The sequence below is a fragment of the Pseudoduganella sp. HUAS MS19 genome (assembly GCF_053615455.1).
Window position 1 is genome coordinate 6,029,317 of record NZ_CM132133.1, and the last position, 14,943, is coordinate 6,044,259.

At 59.2% G+C, this 14,943-nt stretch carries 15 protein-coding genes and 2 pseudogenes; 7 read left to right on the forward strand and 10 right to left on the reverse strand.

Annotation, left to right across the window (positions count from 1 at the left end; translation table 11 throughout):
- Complete coding sequence (locus tag ACWBU6_RS27635) at nucleotides 1-606, forward strand: DUF2946 family protein (RefSeq protein ID WP_452646526.1); 606 nt, start codon at nucleotides 1-3, stop codon at nucleotides 604-606.
- 56 nt (nucleotides 607-662) lie between these two features.
- The gene (locus ACWBU6_RS27640) at nucleotides 663-2,477 is read left to right on the forward strand and encodes a DUF885 domain-containing protein (protein WP_452646527.1); all 1,815 of its coding nucleotides are present in this window, start codon (nucleotides 663-665) and stop codon (nucleotides 2,475-2,477) included.
- On the opposite strand, the gene ACWBU6_RS27645 is transcribed toward ACWBU6_RS27640, so the two are convergent.
- Nucleotides 2,478-4,034 carry a beta-barrel assembly-enhancing protease gene (locus ACWBU6_RS27645; RefSeq protein WP_452646528.1) on the reverse strand — a complete coding sequence of 519 codons (1,557 nt, stop codon included), beginning with the start codon at nucleotides 4,032-4,034 and terminating at the stop codon, nucleotides 2,478-2,480.
- Nucleotides 4,035-4,070: 36 nt separating this feature from the next.
- Here ACWBU6_RS27645 and moaC point away from each other — a divergent pair, with 36 nt between their 5' ends.
- From moaC to ACWBU6_RS27660, 3 genes are read left to right on the forward strand one after another with little or no spacing between them, the layout of a single operon-like run.
- Nucleotides 4,071-4,547, forward strand: coding sequence for a cyclic pyranopterin monophosphate synthase MoaC (moaC, locus tag ACWBU6_RS27650; RefSeq protein WP_057263124.1), 477 nt, complete (start codon nucleotides 4,071-4,073; stop codon nucleotides 4,545-4,547).
- Complete coding sequence (locus ACWBU6_RS27655; protein ID WP_452646529.1) at nucleotides 4,547-5,764, forward strand: AGE family epimerase/isomerase; 1,218 nt, start codon at nucleotides 4,547-4,549, stop codon at nucleotides 5,762-5,764. The genes moaC and ACWBU6_RS27655 overlap by 1 nt, the downstream gene beginning before the upstream one ends.
- 57 nt (nucleotides 5,765-5,821) lie before the next feature.
- Complete coding sequence (locus tag ACWBU6_RS27660; protein WP_452646530.1) at nucleotides 5,822-6,520, forward strand: flagellar brake protein; 699 nt, start codon at nucleotides 5,822-5,824, stop codon at nucleotides 6,518-6,520.
- 476 nt (nucleotides 6,521-6,996) lie between these two features.
- Here ACWBU6_RS27660 and ACWBU6_RS27665 read toward each other — a convergent pair.
- Nucleotides 6,997-7,264 (reverse strand): annotated as a pseudogene (locus ACWBU6_RS27665) (transposase domain-containing protein); the annotation flags it as partial.
- A 73-nt stretch (nucleotides 7,265-7,337) separates the two neighbouring features.
- On the opposite strand from ACWBU6_RS27665, the gene tnpA reads away from it, so the two are divergent.
- The gene (gene tnpA / locus ACWBU6_RS27670) at nucleotides 7,338-7,592 is read left to right on the forward strand and encodes an IS66 family insertion sequence element accessory protein TnpA (RefSeq protein ID WP_452646531.1); all 255 of its coding nucleotides are present in this window, start codon (nucleotides 7,338-7,340) and stop codon (nucleotides 7,590-7,592) included.
- Nucleotides 7,567-8,151: pseudogene (locus tag ACWBU6_RS27675) on the forward strand (IS4 family transposase); the annotation flags it as partial. The gene tnpA and the pseudogene ACWBU6_RS27675, both read left to right, overlap by 26 nt.
- 141 nt (nucleotides 8,152-8,292) lie before the next feature.
- On the opposite strand, the gene ACWBU6_RS27680 reads toward ACWBU6_RS27675, so the two are convergent.
- The 8 genes from ACWBU6_RS27680 to recX all read right to left on the reverse strand — a co-directional run bounded on the left by ACWBU6_RS27680 (nucleotide 8,293) and on the right by recX (nucleotide 14,868).
- Nucleotides 8,293-8,772: a pilin gene (locus ACWBU6_RS27680; RefSeq protein ID WP_452646532.1), complete on the reverse strand. Its 480-nt coding sequence runs from the start codon at nucleotides 8,770-8,772 to the stop codon at nucleotides 8,293-8,295.
- Nucleotides 8,773-9,387: 615 nt separating this feature from the next.
- Nucleotides 9,388-9,876, reverse strand: coding sequence for a pilin (locus tag ACWBU6_RS27685; protein WP_452646533.1), 489 nt, complete (start codon nucleotides 9,874-9,876; stop codon nucleotides 9,388-9,390).
- 324 nt (nucleotides 9,877-10,200) lie between these two features.
- The gene (locus tag ACWBU6_RS27690; protein ID WP_452646534.1) at nucleotides 10,201-10,689 is read right to left on the reverse strand and encodes a pilin; all 489 of its coding nucleotides are present in this window, start codon (nucleotides 10,687-10,689) and stop codon (nucleotides 10,201-10,203) included.
- Between the two features lie 189 nt (nucleotides 10,690-10,878).
- Nucleotides 10,879-11,529 carry an FHA domain-containing protein gene (locus ACWBU6_RS27695; RefSeq protein ID WP_452646535.1) on the reverse strand — a complete coding sequence of 217 codons (651 nt, stop codon included), beginning with the start codon at nucleotides 11,527-11,529 and terminating at the stop codon, nucleotides 10,879-10,881.
- Between the two features lie 63 nt (nucleotides 11,530-11,592).
- On the reverse strand, nucleotides 11,593-12,474 hold the full coding sequence (sucD, locus tag ACWBU6_RS27700; RefSeq protein ID WP_452646536.1) for a succinate--CoA ligase subunit alpha: 882 nt from the start codon (nucleotides 12,472-12,474) through the stop codon (nucleotides 11,593-11,595).
- A gap of 13 nt (nucleotides 12,475-12,487) precedes the next feature.
- A complete protein-coding gene (gene sucC / locus ACWBU6_RS27705) occupies nucleotides 12,488-13,654 on the reverse strand; it encodes an ADP-forming succinate--CoA ligase subunit beta (RefSeq protein WP_452646537.1) in 1,167 nt (388 codons plus the stop codon).
- A 58-nt stretch (nucleotides 13,655-13,712) separates the two neighbouring features.
- Nucleotides 13,713-14,279: a DUF2889 domain-containing protein gene (locus ACWBU6_RS27710; RefSeq protein ID WP_452646538.1), complete on the reverse strand. Its 567-nt coding sequence runs from the start codon at nucleotides 14,277-14,279 to the stop codon at nucleotides 13,713-13,715.
- 130 nt (nucleotides 14,280-14,409) lie between these two features.
- Nucleotides 14,410-14,868 (reverse strand): recombination regulator RecX, encoded by a 459-nt coding sequence (gene recX, locus ACWBU6_RS27715; protein ID WP_452646539.1) that lies wholly within the window; start codon nucleotides 14,866-14,868, stop codon nucleotides 14,410-14,412.
- Between the last annotated feature and the right edge of the window lie 75 nt (nucleotides 14,869-14,943).

A 14,943-nucleotide genomic window follows, 5' to 3' on the forward strand; every position in this document is an offset into this window, starting at 1 on the left:
ATGGATGAAATAGTCAAACAGGCGATGGCCAAATGGCCGAATGTGCCGCACTGCTACGGCTGGCTGGCGCTCGATGCGCGCGGCAACTGGCGCATGCGCGATGAGCGCGCGCAGCACTTCAACGAGGCGGGCGACAAGCTGACCAACCCGGCGCTGGTCGGCTTCATCACCCGCAATTACCAGAGCGATGAACGTGGGCGCTGGTATTTCCAGAACGGGCCGCAGCGCGTCTACCTGAACCTGGAAACAACACCCTTCATCGCGCGCACCGATCCGGTCCAAGGCTTCGTGCTGCATACCGGCGCTCCGCTTGGCGAGGTCGATACGGCCTGGCTGACCGAGGCGGGCGAGCTGCTGCTGCGCAGCGGCGACGTGCTGGCCCAGCTCGACGACCGCGACTTCGCGCAGGTCTTGCCGCAACTGGAATTGAATGGCCGTCCGGTGGGCGACAACGCCCTGCTGGCATGGCTCGATGCAGCGGCCGGTGACCCTGCCAGCCTGTCGCCGCTGACTTTGCGCATCGGCGAACGCGCAGTGCCGCTGGCCGCCATCGCGCGCGGCAGCGTACCGCAAACATTCCGTTTCGAGCGCCTGCCGCAGCCTTGACCGGCCGCCCGCTCCGGGGCATGATGTTAAGAGAAAAACAACCCGGAGAACCCCTGATGAAACGTGCAGCAAAATGGCTGGGCGGTATCGCGCTCGGCCTGGTCGTACTGGTACTGGCCCTGGTGGCCCACACCTGGTATTTCAAACCCCTCAAGCTGGACTGGTTCTACGCCCGCGTCTTTGCTGCCTACGCGATCGAGAGCCCGGAAATGCTGTCGAGCATGCGCATCCTGCCCGGCTGGCTGGACTTCTACAGCAAAAAGCTGGATGACGCCTCTCCTGCCCACACTGCGAAGCAAATGGCCCAGCTCAAACAGGACCTGGCAGTACTGGAAAGCTACGGCACGGACGGCCTCGATGCCGAAGGCAAGCTGTCCTACGAGACGCTGCGCTTCTTCCTGAAAAGCCAGGTCGAGGGCGAACCGTTCATCGACCATGGTTTCCCGGTCAACCAGATGATGGGCGTGCAAAGCATGCTGCCGCAATTCATGACCGACGTGCACCAGGTCACCAGCAAGGGTGAGGCGGAAGCCTATATCGCGCGCCTGAACCTGTTCCCGCTTAAGTTCGGCCAGGTGGTGGAAGCGATCCGCCTCAGCGAGGGCAAAGGTATCGTGCCGCCCAAGTTCACCGTCGACAAAGTGCTGGCGGAAATGAAGGCCGTTGTCGCCAAGCCGGCCGGAGAGCATGTGCTGGTGACCAATATGCGCGACAAGCTGGCCAAGGTGAAAGAGCTGTCCGATGCCGACCGCACCGCATTGATGGCACAAACCGAGAAGGCGGTGCAGGAGGCGGTCTATCCTGCCTACGGCAAACTGATTGATGCTTTCACCGCGCTGCAAGCCAAGGCCACCGCCAACAACGGCGCGTGGAGCCTGCCGAACGGCGAGGCCTACTACGCCTGGGCGGTGCGCTCGCATACCACGTCGAACATGACGCCGCAGCAGGTGCATGAACTGGGCCTGGCGGAAGTCGAGCGCGTTGGCGCGGAGATGGATGCCATCCTCAAAGGCGAAGGCCTGAGCGAAGGCTCGATCGGCAAGCGCGTGCAGATCCTGGCCTCGCGCCCGGAACAGCAGTACCCGAATACCGACGAAGGCAAGAAAGCCATGCTGGCGCAATACCAGGCAATCCTGGACGAAGTGAACAAGGGCCTCGACCCGGTGTTTGACGTACGTCCGAAACTGGGTGTTGAAGTGCAGGCGGTGCCGGTCGCATCGCAGGCGACCGCGCCAGGCGCCTACTACATGCAGGGCTCCTTCGACGGCAGCCGCCCGGGCGTGTTCTACGCCAATATGCGGGCACCGGGCGAGACGCCGAAGTTCGCCATGCGCACGCTGGCCTACCACGAAGGCATCCCGGGCCACCACTTCCAGATCGCGATCCAGCAGGAGATGACGGGCGTGCCGTTCTTCCGCAAGATCATTCCGTTCACCGCCTACCATGAAGGCTGGGCGCTGTATGCGGAACGGCTGGCAGCCGAGCAAGGCTTCCAGAAAACCCCGCTGGACAACCTGGGCCGCCTGCGCGACGAAATGATGCGCGCCACCCGCCTGGTGGTCGATACCGGCATCCATTACAAGCGCTGGACGCGCGAGCAGGCTATCGATTACATGCTGAACACCACCGGCATGGCGGAAGGCGACGTTACGGCGGAGATCGAGCGCTACTTCGTCAATCCGGGCCAGGCGCTGGCTTACAAAGTGGGCATGCTGAAGATCCTGGCGCTACGCGAACAGGCGAAGAAGGAACTGGGCGACAAGTTCGACCTGAAGCAGTTCCACAACGAAGTGCTGGTGCACGGCGCCCTGCCAATGACCTTGCTGGAAGGCGTGGTCAATGACTGGGTCGCCAGGCGCAAGGCTGCCTGATCAATCCTTCTCTTTTTTCTTATCGCCCATCATCTCCCGACGCTTCGCCTGCAGCTCACGCTCGCGGGCGTCGATCACCGACTGGTCGTAGTAAGTCGCGTCGGGCGCTTTGCGGGCCAGCGCCAGCTGGTCCAGTGCCGCCAGCACACCACCCAGCAGCACGTAGGACTCCGCCAGGGAGATGTGCTGCAGGGCGATCTTGCCCTGCTTGGCATAGGCCTGCGCCATGTAGTCGTGCAGTTCCGGTTCGCGGCGGTACATCTGCTGCTGGTCGCGCAGGAAGCGCGTGGCTTCGTCATATCTGCCGCCCTTGATCAGGGCATCGGCGTACTGCCACACCAGGCCGCGCGATAGCGGGTAACGGCCCTGCGCCTGTTTCGCCTCCTCGATGGCGGCGGCGATCACGTCCGGCTTGTTCTCCTGCGCCAGCTTGATCTCGAGCGACAAATACGCCAGCGCGGAATCCGTCATGCCGCGCGGGATCGGGGTGCTGAACGCGCCAGCCGCAGGCGCCTTGTCGATGGTGGTGCGTGCCTTGTCCAGCCAATCCTGCGCGGCGGCGAATTCGGAACGCTTGAGCGCCACCATGGCCATGCCGTACTGGCCAGCGGCCACGTTCTGGCGGCCCGGCTGCTGCATCTGGTTCCTGAATACGGCTTCCGTGTCGGACAAGCCCTTGCTGCTTTCGTCCTGCAGGACGCGGGCCCGGGCGCGGATCAGGTGGAAGTCCATGCCGTCCACGCGCTGGGTGAATTTCTGCTCGCGGATGCGGGCCTGGATATCAGCGATACGCTCGGTGGTCAGCGGGTGGGTCAGGAGCCAGGGCGGCATCAGGTCACTGTACATGCGCGTGCTGTTCTGCATGCGCTGGAAGAACGACACCATGCCGCTGGCGTCATACCCTGCCGCATTCATGATCTGGAAGCCGACGCGGTCGGCCTCGCGCTCGGCATCGCGGCCGAAGTTGAGCTGGCGCTGGATCGCCAGGCCCTGCCCGCCCATGAATACCCCGATTGCCGCATCCGAGCTGGACTTGGCGGCCAGCGCCGCCAGCAGCATCGCGGCCAGGGGGATCAAAGCGTCGTTCTTCTGCGCTCCAAGCTGGCGCGCGATATGGCGCTGCGCCACGTGGCCGATTTCATGCGACAGCACCGAGGCCAGTTCGGATTCGTTCTGCGCCGCCAGCAGCAGTTGCGAGTGCACGCCGATATAGCCGCCCGGCATGGCGAAAGCATTCAGGTTCTTGTCGCGGATTGCGAAGAAGTAGTACTCGAGGTTGGCGTCGCCGCGCGCGCCCGGACGCGCATCCACCAGCCTGGTGCCGAAATTATTCAGGTATTCGATGATGGGCGGGTCATCCAGGTAGTCGCGCTCGAAGCGCAGGCTTTGCATGATCTCTTCGCCCAGGCGCTTCTCCATCACCGGGGACATGTCCTCGCGCGACGCATCGCCCAGCGTAGGCAATTCAGTCTGCTGCGCCTGCCCTGCCGGGGCGGCGATCAGGAGGCCGGAAACCAGTGCCGCCAGCAGGGGACGGCGAAAATGTAGTGCATTCACAGTGCTATCATACCCGTTCAACAAGAGAGCTACGCGATGACCGAACACCTTACTCATTTTGACGCTGCCGGCCAGGCCCATATGGTCGATGTCGGCGCCAAGGCCGAAACCCACCGCATTGCCGTTGCCACCGGCAGTATCCGCATGAAGCCGGAAACGCTGGCGCTCATTCTATCGGGAACCGCCAAGAAAGGGGATGTACTCGGCATTGCACGCATTGCCGCCATCATGGCGTCCAAGCGCACGGCCGACCTGGTGCCCCTGTGCCACCCGTTGGCCCTGACCCGCGTTGCTGTGGACTTTACCACTGATGAACCCGGCAACACTGTCCATTGCCGCGCCCAGGTTGAAACCTACGGCAAGACCGGCGTGGAAATGGAAGCCTTGACCGCCGTGCAGGTCGGCCTGCTCACCGTGTACGACATGTGCAAGGCAGTCGACCGCGGCATGGTGATGACGGATATCCGCGTCACCGAAAAAGCGGGTGGCAAGTCCGGCGACTGGAAAGCCTGATGCTGCGCCGCGCTGTGGCCGCAGCATGCCTTGCCCTGCTCGTAGCGTGCGACAGCGATAACAACGGACGCAGCGCGATGGCCGACGTAGCGAATGCCGACTGGCACCGCAAGGACCTCAACGCACACCTGTCACGCTGGCTGGCGCTTGCCCCCACGCCGTCCGGCCTGCTGCAGGGACAATTCGATCGCAACTGGCAGCCGCCAAACAAAATCAGCGGCGACCTGACCCTGCACAGCCGGCTGGTGTACACCATGCTGGTGGGCTACGAGGCCACTGGCGACGCACGCTACCTGGAGGTGGCAAAGCGCGGCACGGATTTCCTGCTCACGTCTTTCCACGATCCGCTCCACGGCGGTTTTTTCCAGGTTGTCGATGCCGGGGGCAAGCCGGTGAGCACAACGAAAAACAGCTACGGCCACGCATTTGCATTGCTGGCGCTCTCGCACGCAGCACGCGTGACGGGTGAGCCGAAGTACAAGGCAGCGGCGCTGACGGCGTGGCAGGATGTTCGCCGCAACCTGCGCGAGCCGGGCGGCGGCTTACGCGGCGCGGCGCCGCGCGATTTTGCGCCGAGGCAGGAAGCCAAACACACACAGAACCCCGTCATGCACATGTTCGAAGCCCTGCTGGCCCTGATCGATGCCACCGGCGACCAGCAAGTGGTGGCCGACGCACGCGAATTGGGCGACTTCGTGCTGAACCAACTCATGGTTGGCCTGCCCGACGGCGGCGCCTACATCCCGGAGTGGTATGACGCGCAGTGGAAACCGCTGACTGGCAACGACGGCTTTACCGACCTCGGTCACCAGTTCGAATGGAGCCACCTGTTGCGCAGCGCGGAGCAGCGCGGCCTGCCGCCAATCTATGCCGACGTGGCGGAGCGCCTGCTGAAATTCGCCGTGGCAAAAGGCTATGACGAACAGGATGGCGGCATCTTCAACCGCATGTCCACCAGCGGCCACGTGGACCGCAGCAAATTCTGGTGGCAGCAAGCGGAGGGCATGAAGGCTTTCCTGGCGGTAGCGCAACGGCCGGACATGGCGCGGCGCTACCATGAAACACTGGAGCTGGTGGACAAGGAAATCATTGACCGCGACAACGGCGGCTGGCGCTTCGGTGCGAAGGAAACCTGCGCCGGCGGCTGCAACAAGATGCAGCCCGACCCCTACCACCTGGTCGGCCTGGACTGGATGGTCCTATCGACGAAGCAATAGTTGATACGCGGCCCTATTGTACAATGGGCAATTGCTCATAATTAGACAATAACGACGATGGCGGGCGAAAACAAATTGCAGGAATACGCGTTCGAACAGATGAACCTGCAGGTTGGGGGGCGCATCCAGTTGATCACCCATCGCACCCTGCGGCCCATGCAGCACTTTTCGACTGTGATCGGTTGGGTGCGCGACGAGTACATGATCGTCAAGATCCCGATGGAGAATAACGGGCCGATTGCGCTTACCGAAGGCGACAAGCTGACGGTGCGCGTATTCTCCGGCGTGAATGTCTGCTCGTTCTCGACAGTCGTGCAGCGGGTTTTCCTGCGGCCGCTGATGTATGCGCACGTGGCCTTCCCTTCCGAGATCCAGGGCACCAGCCTGCGTGCTGCGATGCGGGTGAAGGTCGAGATCCCGGCCAAGATGTCGCGCGAAGATGGCCACCATGCTTCCGTCTTCCTGGTGAACCTGAGCGTGTCCGGCGCGCTGATCGAATCGGCCCAGCCCTTGAGCCGCGAGGGCGAGACGGTGCAACTGGACTTTACCTTGCTGGCGCCGCCGGATGACAGGCAAGTGCGCATTAATACCTCGGCGCTGGTGCGTAACGCCTCGATGGCACAGTCGCTGAAAGGGGACGGGAAGGACGTGTTCAGCTACGGCGTGCAATTCACGGGACTCGATCCCGCGCACTTCACCCTGTTGCAGAACCTGACGTACGAGGCCATGCTGGCTGATCGTCAAAAAATCGTGTAAGCAAATACGTCAATGCTGCTGGCTTCGGACATCGCCAGCCAGCAGCGCCGTGAGGCGTTCCGCCCCATGTTCATCTTGGCTGCGCGAACAACTTAAAACTCACTTTCATGACATAACGGTCATCAGGCCGCCGCCTCACTACAGCCTGGCTGCGTCGTCCAACACGCGGCGTCCTAGCCACCATTTCTAGCGAAGCAATGCGAATGCAAAGGCGGCAAGTAGGCACCGACACATTGGGGAGAAAGATGTGAAAATCATTAAGATTGTAATGGTTGCGATCTGCGTTTCGCTTGTATTGCTGGGTATTGTTTATAACGTATTCATTACGCCTTTGTCGAACCCAACACTCGACTTTATACTCTGGACCCTGATCGGATTAGCATTTCTCATTTTGTATTTCATCGGTCGATCCAAAGGACCATAGCGAATAAGTACAGGAATGGTAAGCGGCCAGCCGTCCCACCTGTTCAGCGAGTTTAAGACTGCGTAGGGTTCGGCAATAGCAATAACGAATCGACCTGGCTGTTAGGGCACGTCGGGAGACGTTCCAATACGCTGGCCAGCCAACGCAACGGATCAAAGCCATTGAGCTGGCGGTACCCAGCAAAGTCTGAATGGCGGCAGCGCTTCGGCCGGCGCGCTCCGAACCGGCGAGATGCCAGTTTTCTTGCCGATGGCAATCGGGCGGATCGCATTCTCGACCGCGTTGTTGTCGATCGGGAGCGTGCCCGAGCCAGCGTAGCGTAAGCGTCCAGCGCCACCACATATAAAAGTCCGACTTGCTTGGCCATACTCCAATTTTACTTCGGAGATCAGGATGGCAAACGGGGAGCGCGAGCAGTTATGGCAGGAACGCATCGAGCAATGGCGTAGCAGTGGCCTCTCGCAACGCGGCTTTGCAATGCAGCTGGGCTACGCGGTTCGCCAGGTCGGATACTGGGTGCGCCGCCTGGCGAAAAATGCACCGCCTAACATGGCAATGGTTCCCGCGAAGGTGAAGCCCGCACCGGCACCGGTCGCGCCAGCACTGGTACTGCGCGCGCCACCAGCAATTGTGGGTGCAGCGGATTGATCTGCGCAACGGTGCCAATGGCCCCCTGGCCGTGACCAGCATCGTGGCGCGCGAAATCGATGCGCCAGCCGGCGTTAAGCCAATTGAATGGCGCTTGCTGACCAACCGTTGTGCCAATAGCCATGCGGAGGTAGTGGAATTGATCGACTGGTATCGCGCCCGCTGGGAAATCGAAATGCTGTTCGACATCCTGCAGAATGCTTGCCGTATCGAGTCGTTGCAGTTGGAGCATATCGGCAAACTGGAACGGGCTATCGCGATGTATCTGGTAGTGGCATGGCGCATCGCGCACCTGATGCGGCTGGGGCGAACCTGCCCTGACCTGGAGGCCAGTCGCTTCTTCGACTGGGCCGAGATTCGCGCTGCATACATGCGCTCCAAGGCTGGGCCGCCAGCAAAGCCGACGCTGAATGAGGTGCTACGTTTGATCGCCGGATTTGGCGGTTTCCTTGCCCGCAAAGGCGACGGTGAGCCCGGTGTGCAAACGATTTGGAAAGGACTGCGGAAAGTGCGCGTGGCGGCGGAAGCATTACGCTATGCAGCTACGCCTGCTTCCTGATTTTGGACTTGTGTATAAGGGCATGACTTGAACCTTGCTGCCCACCCTGACCTAAGAGGCAACGCTGACTGATCGTCAGAGAAACGTTTGAGCAAAAGAAAACCGGGCCGAAGCCCGGCTTTCTTCTACTACCTAGCTAAATTAAGTAGCTACGTTGTTCTTCACGACCGCAGCGTACACAGCTGGCGCATCTGCCTCAACGATGTCGGTGGTGTTTTTCCACTTCATGCTCGAATCTTTGGTATCCAAGAACGGAGTGAAGGTAATGGTCTTGCCGTCAGCTGCGGGGAAGATGCCGGTAGCCAGCTTGATCTTGATTTCGCCATTGTTAACTGATTCCAGCGAAGCAACTTCCTTGGTTGGCTTGAAGTCGGCGATCTTGGTGATGCTATTGGAGCCAGCGTCGCAGCTGTCGAACACGCCGCCTGCTTCTTGAACGCACACTGCAACTGCGGTCTTGATCGAGTCGACCGCAGTCAGCGCGTTGGCAATCTTTGCTTTGCCGGTGTAGTCCGAGTAAGCTGGGATTGCTACAGCGGCCAGAATACCGATAATGGCCACGACGATCATCAGTTCGATCAGGGTGAAACCGGCTTGTGCTTGACGCCTAATGGATTGCATTTGGTGCTCCTTCAAGTAAATTGACTCTGATACGGGGGTTATAGCAATCGCCATGCCAGCTCAATTATTCCGACTCGGGGCCATGAGTCGGTGCCAGGGCTGTCATTCGGACAGCTTGCGCCATCTTTAACATATCTTAATAAGCGAATTTGGCCATTTTCGCGTATTGAGATCATCAAGGCTGCTGTTTGAGTGTCCGGAAGGCGGCCAGCTACCGCTTGCGAGTCAAGTTAAGTGGCCTACCCATTGGTGCCACGATGATTTCAGTACCATTCATTTTCCCCATCGACGTCCAGCTACGTCGCGCCCGTTTTCTCAGTTACTGGTTGCGAGGCAATCGCGCCAGTCCCCCATCAGGATCAAAGCATTTCCGTCGTGTTCGATGGGATGCGCAGCGCGTTTCCCGCTCTCAGAAAAACACTGGTGCCGTCGTTTGTCCCGTAAGCTTCTTCTGGGGTATGTTCAGCTGTAGCGTGCAGTTCACTGGCTGCACCGTACGCACTTCACCTTGCTGCGAATCGTTTCGTACGAGGCACGCTGGCTAACCGGCAGAGAATCGCTTGAACAAATAAAAAAAACCGGGCCGAAGCCCGGTTTTCTCACCAGTTAGGTAGATTAGGTACCTACGTTGTTCTTGGTGATTGCAGAGTAGACTGCTGGTGCATTGGCTTGGGTGATGTTGGTGGTGGTGGTCCACTTCACGGTCGAGTCTTTAGCGTCCAGAGTTGGAGTGAAGGTGATGGTCTTGCCATCAGCTTCCGAAGAGATGCCGGTAGCCAGGGTGATGGTGATAGCGCCGTCCGTTACTGAAGCCAGGTTGGCGACTTCTTTGGTTGGCTTGAAGTCAGCGGTTGCAGTGATGCCATTGGAACCCGCGTCGCAGCTATCTTTCACGCCGCCTGCTTCCTGGATGCAAACGGAAACTGCGGTCTTGATCGAATCAGCAGCGGTGATCGCATTGGCGATCTTGGCCTTCGCGGTGTAGTCCGAGTAAGCTGGGATTGCTACTGCAGCCAGGATACCAATAATGGCCACAACGATCATCAGTTCAATCAGGGTGAAGCCGGCTTGTGCTTGACGCTTAATCATTTTCACGGATTTCATTTGCAACTCCTTCAGGGGAAAGAAACAAAAATTGGGTGCGACACTGGAGTAACAGCAATGCGTGTGCCATCTCAAATTGTCAACAAAAACCACGGATTTCTGTCAAAAACTGTCAAATTTCCCTGCTGAGATGACGTTTTTGGTCAATTGGCCTCCAATTTTTGTCAGCTCTTCTGGAGTGGGGTGCCAAAATTTAGCGATACAAAGCGAATCGTGTATTCGGCGGATGCGGGGCCTGAGGACCGATCCCAGGAACTTTTACTTACCCCAAAAGAAAATGCCCCGCTTTCGCGGGGCATTTCATATTACTGCGGAACAGGTAGATTAGGTACCTACGTTGTTCTTAACGATTGCGGAGTGGACCGCTGGGGCATTTGCCTGAACGATGTTGGTGGTGGTGTTCCACTTCACGGTCGAATCTTTTTCAGTGATAACTGGGGTGAAAGTGATGGTCTTGCCGTCAGCTTCCTTGGAGATGCCGGTACCCAGGGTGATGGTGATCGCGCCGTCAGTAACCGAAGCCAGGCTTGCCACTTCTTTGGTTGCCTTGAAGTCAGCAGTTGCGGTGATGCCGTTCGAGCCTGCATCGCAGGTGTCTTTCACGCCACCAGCTTCTTGAATGCACACGGAAACTGCGGTCTTGATCGAATCAGCAGCGGTGATCGCGTTGGCGATCTTGGCTTTAGCGGTGTAGTCCGAGTATGCTGGGATTGCAACAGCAGCCAGGATACCGATAATGGCCACAACGATCATCAGTTCGATCAGGGTGAAGCCAGCTTGCGCTTGTTTCTTAATCATCTTCATCGATTTCATTTACTAGTCCCTAAGATTTTAAAAATTGCTCAGTGAGTTGAGGCACGGAAAGTAAAGCAATCACCGTGCCAGGCCATTTTGGTGCAAAAAATCCAAGTTAACCACCAATTTTTGTCAGCTTTAGGGCAAGCAGTTGACGCTTTGTGTCAAAAGGAAAACAAAAATTGTCCAAATGCCTGACAAAAATCGTCAGCTGGCGCGGAAGGCCATCAGGATGCCGCTGAGGTCGAGGATGTCGCCAACGTTTAGCGGATGAGGCTGGCGCGGCATCGGGTCACCGTTCAGCAGGGGAGATTTGTCGCCTTCCACGTGGGCGACGGAATATCCTTCGGGGGCACGGGCAATCACCACGACCTGCACGCCGGGGCGGCCCAGGCTGGTGACGGCCTTGGTCAAGCTCAGGGTTTTGCCGGCATTGCTGCCGTTCAGGACTTCTATATGAGCCAGTGGCAATTCGGCGAACTGGGTGTGCGGCGCGGCGGCCGAGGACGAGGCCGACGGCGGTGCCGGCATGGCAGGGATGGTGGCGGCGGCGGCGGCCAGTGGGCGGATGCCGTCGCTGACGAATTCGAGGTGGTACTTGGCCATCTTGATCACATCCTTGTTCTGCAGGAAGTGCTTGCCGATGCGGTGGCCATTCACAAATGTACCATTTGTGCTTTGCAGGTCTTCCAGGAACGAGTCGTCCAGGATGGTCGTGACGAGCGCATGCTCACCACTGACTGCGGGGTGGCTCAGGACAATGTCGTTATGCTTATGGCGGCCGACCGTCATGCGCTCCTTGGTGAGCTGCACGGTCTGCTCGATAACACCTTCTCGCATCACGAGTAGTTTTGCCAAATCAATATCCTCCGGGTAAACGCAAACGGGGAGCCGAAGCTCCCCGTTATCATACAGCTACTATTACAACATTGCCTTCAACAGGCGACCCATTTCGGATGGGTTTTTGGTGACCTTGATGCCGCAGGCTTCCATGATTTCCAGTTTGGCTTGTGCCGTGTCGGCGCCGCCGGAGATCAGCGCGCCGGCGTGGCCCATGCGCTTGCCTGGAGGAGCGGTCACACCGGCGATGAAGCCAACCACTGGCTTCTTCATGTTGTCCTTGATCCAACGGGCTGCGTTGGCTTCGTCTGGACCGCCGATTTCGCCGATCATGATCACAGCGTCGGTGTCAGGATCGTCGTTGAACATGCGCATCACGTCGATGTGCTTCAGGCCGTTGATCGGGTCGCCGCCAATGCCAACTGCAGAAGACTGGCCCAGGCCCAGGGCGGTCAGCTGTGCCACCGCTTCATAGGTCAGGGTGCCGGAGCGGGAAACCACGCCGATGCGGCCCTTGCGATGGATATGGCCAGGCATAATGCCGATCTTGATTTCGTCCGGGGTGATCAGGCCTGGGCAGTTAGGGCCCAGCAGCAGGGTCTTGGAACCTGCCTTGGCCATGCGGTCTTTCACTTCCATCATGTCGCGGACCGGGATGCCTTCGGTGATGCAGATGGCCAGGTCCAGTTCAGCTTCCACGGCTTCCCAGATTGCGGCGGCGGCGCCTGCTGGTGGAACGTAGATTACGGAAACGGTCGCGCCGGTTTCCGACGCTGCTTCCTTGACGGATGCGTAGATCGGGATGCCTTCGAAGTCTTCGCCGGCTTTCTTCGGATTCACGCCTGCAACGAAGGCATTCTTGCCGTTCGCGTAGTCGCGGCACATACGGGTGTGGAACTGGCCGGTCTTGCCGGTGATGCCCTGGGTGATGACTTTGGTGTCTTTATTGATCAGGATAGACATATCGATTCCTTAATTATTTACCGGCGGCAGCGGCAACAACGGCCTTGGCTGCTTCTTCCATGGTGTCAGCGGCGATGATAGGCAGGCCCGATTCGGCCAGCATCTTCTTGCCCAGGTCTTCGTTGGTGCCCTTCATGCGCACGACCAGCGGCACGGACAGGGAAACGGCCTTGGCGCCGGCGATCACGCCTTCGGCGATCACGTCGCAGCGCATGATGCCGCCGAAGATGTTCACCAGGATGGCTTTCAGTTCCGGGTTCTTCAGCATCAGCTTGAAGGCTTCGGTCACTTTCTCGGTGGTGGCACCGCCGCCCACGTCCAGGAAGTTGGCTGGCTCGCCGCCGAACAGCTTGATGGTGTCCATGGTTGCCATGGCCAGGCCGGCGCCGTTCACCAGGCAGCCGATATTGCCGTCCAGGGAGATGTAGGCCAGGTCGAACTGGGATGCTTCAACTTCAGCTGGATCTTCTTCGTCCAGGTCGCGGTAAGCCACGATTTCCGGGTGACGGAACAGGGCGTTGGCGTCGAAGTTGAACTTGGCGTCCAGTGCGATGACCTTGCCGGAACTGGTCAGAATCAGTGGGTTGATTTCGGCCAGGGAAGCGTCGGTTTCCCAGTAGGCTTTGTACAGGCCTTGCAGGTTGGCGACGGCGTCGGCTACGGAGGCTTCCGGTACGCCGATCTTGCGTGCCACGTCGGCAGCGTCTGCGTCGGACAGGCCGGTCGCTGGATCGATCACGACGTTGTGAATCAGTTCAGGGTGCTTTTCAGCGACTTCTTCGATGTCCATACCGCCTTCGGAGGAGGCCATCAAGACAACGCGCTGGGTGACACGATCGGTCACCAGGGAAACGTACAGTTCCTTCTTGATGTCGGCGCCTTCTTCGATCATCAGGCGGCGGACTTTCTGGCCTTCAGGGCCGGTCTGGTGGGTCACCAGCTGCATGCCCATGATCTGGTCGGCGTATTCCTTGACCTGTTCCAGCGACTTGGCTACTTTCACGCCGCCGCCTTTACCACGGCCACCTGCATGGATCTGTGCCTTTACGACCCATACTGGGCCGCCCAGGGTTTCAGCAGCTTTCACCGCCTCTTCCACAGACATGCACGGAATGCCGCGCGGTACGGTCACTCCGAATTTTCGGAGGATTTCTTTGCCTTGATACTCATGGATTTTCATGCTGGCTTTCCCTTCTTTCGAATACCTGTTTGTTGGTTAGATGTATTTTGTACAGCACCTAGGCTGCTTCCGTCTTGTTGACGTACCAGCGTGGGTAGAACTCGGCAACTGCCCCGCCATCGGTCTTGAGGGCGTGGCACTTATCAAGTTGGAACGGTTTCTCTGTCGCAGTGCTGGAGCGCTCGTTCACTGGCCAGACATCATTGGCAAAGGCTTGCATGGCTGCCGTCGGCAGCACCTGGGCCAATTCCGTCAGGTGGGTACAGCCTTGTACACCGCCCAGCCTTTCCTTGACCGCTTGGCGAAAACCCTTCGTCAGGTTGAGGCCGATCAGGGCTTTGTAGGCTGGGCCAATCGTGTCGCAATGGCCAGGATAGGGAACGGCGTCCGAACTTGCTTCGGCATCGACGATGGTGAGCTGCTTATCGACGGTCACGCGCAGCCACAGGTCGTGCAGGGCTTCGTTGCCCTTGCGCGGGCCGGATGCCAGCATGGTGTCGAAGGATTTGATGTCCGTGATATGGGCGTCAAGATCCCACAGGCCATCCTCGCGTGAATACGCCTGGATGTCTATGGCGCGCGTATGCCGCAGCGCACGTCGGGAGACAGGATTTGACAAGGACATAAGACCGATGCCACAAAACGTGGCCAAAATTATAAGCAGCTAATCAGTACGCCGCAGCTTCTACGGACAACCACCGCACCCGCGGTGCTGCATAAAACTCTCGAAGTGTAGCACACCTTGCCAGGCCAATTTAAAAGTCCTCGTCCGGCATCGTGCCCTTCATGGCGGTGCGGATGGCTTTCTGGGAGAAGCCGCGCGACATGAGGAAGCGTAATTGTTTCTGGCGGCCTTCGGGATCTGCGGCGACTTCGCCGAACTTGCGGCGCCAGACCTCGCAGCAGCGCTCGACTTCGTCTTCCTTCAGGCTTTCCTTGACTTCGGCCAGCATGTCGCCGCCGATGCCGTGGTGCTGAAGTTCTGCCACGATGCGGCTGTTGCCGTAGCGGGCGGCACGGCGGTGCACCAGGTTTTCTGAGAAGCGCTCTTCAGAGAGCCATTTGTTTTGTTCGAGGAAGTTCAGCAGGGCTTCGACGTCGTCGCCCTCTTCCGCGTGGCGGTGCAGCTTGCGGGCGAGTTCGAGGCGGCTGTGCTCGCGCTGGCTGAGCAGGCGCAGGGCGCGGGCTTTTAGGGTGGGTTTGGGGAGGGGCATGCTTTCTAAAACCGGTAAAGCGGTGCCTGACCCGCAGGGTCAGGCACCGGTCTGCGGCGGCCGCGTATCGGTGTC